General features: G+C 62.2%; 1 protein-coding gene. It reads left to right on the top strand.

The annotated features are described in order from the left end of the window. Positions 1-1,320, top strand: a 1,320-nt coding sequence (locus AC27VU_RS28850; protein WP_488725403.1) for an immunoglobulin-like domain-containing protein, incomplete at both ends; no start/stop codon positions are given.

Raw genomic sequence — 1,320 nt, 5'->3', positions numbered from 1 at the left:
CAAAGTCGAAGCGACCATTTCCACCGCTACCGGTGGCAACTTCGAGAATCTGGTACCGAGCACTGTGCCGGCTGTGACTCAGGTCACCGACACCATCGATACCACCACGGTCAAGCTGACCGCGACCGAGTCTGCGGCTGAGGGTGGCACCGTCACCTACACCGCCACCGTCGGTGCGCCGGTAACTGGTTCGCCAGTGACTGTGACTCTTGCCAACGGTCAGAACATCACCATCGAAGTGGGCAAAACCACTGGCACCGTGACCACCACCGCGCCGAACGACGCGCTGACCGGCCATGCGCCGCTGACCAACGCGATCACCGGCGTGACTGGCGGTAACTACGAGAATCTGGTGGCCGACAAGACCCCGGTCAACACCACAGTCACCGATACCGTCGACACCACTAACCTGTCGCTCAGCGCGACCGGCACCGTGGCCGAAGGTGGCTCGATCGTTTACACCGCAACGCTGACCAATGCCGCTGGTTCGCCAGTGACCGTAACGCTGTCGAACGGTGCTGTTATCACCATCGACGCCGGTAAAACCACCGGCACCGTCACCGTCCCTGCACCGGCCGATGACGTCTACAAAGACGCCGGCACCGTGCAGGCAACGATCAAGTCGGCGACCGGTGGCAGCTTCGAGAACCTGGTCCCAAGCACCACACCAGCCGTGACCAACGTCACCGACACCATCGACACCACCACGGTGAAACTCACCGCGACCGAGTCTGCTGCTGAAGGTGGTACCGTCACCTACACCGCGACCGTTGGTGCGCCAGTGACTGGCTCGCCAGTTGTGGTAACTCTGGCTAACGGTCAGAACATCACCATCGAAGTGGGTAAAAACACCGGCACCGTGACCACCACTGCGCCGAACGACGCGCTGACCGGTCATGCGCCGCTGACCAACTCGATCACCGGTGTGACCGGTGGCAATTACGAGAATCTGGTCGCTGACAAGACGCCGGTTTCGACCACCGTCACCGATACCATCGACACCACCAATCTGTCGCTCAGCGCCACCAACTCGGTGGCCGAGGGCGGTTCGATCATCTACACCGCGACCCTGACCAACGCCGCTGGCTCGCCAGTGACCGTGACCCTGAGCAACGGCGCCGTGATCACCATCGACGCGGGCAAAACCACCGGCACCGTCACCGTCCCTGCACCGGCCGACGACGTCTACAAAGACGCCGGCACCGTGCAGGCGACCATCAAGTCGGCGACCGGTGGCAACTTCGAAAACCTGGTACCAAGCACCACACCAGCCGTGACCAGTGTCACCGACACCATCGACACCACTGGCGTGAAACTCAG

The sequence above is a fragment of the Pseudomonas sp. 14P5.3.2 genome (genome assembly GCF_057799175.1).
The sequence above is the reverse complement of the archived record's forward strand: the minus strand, read 5'-3'. Positions and strand labels throughout refer to the sequence as shown.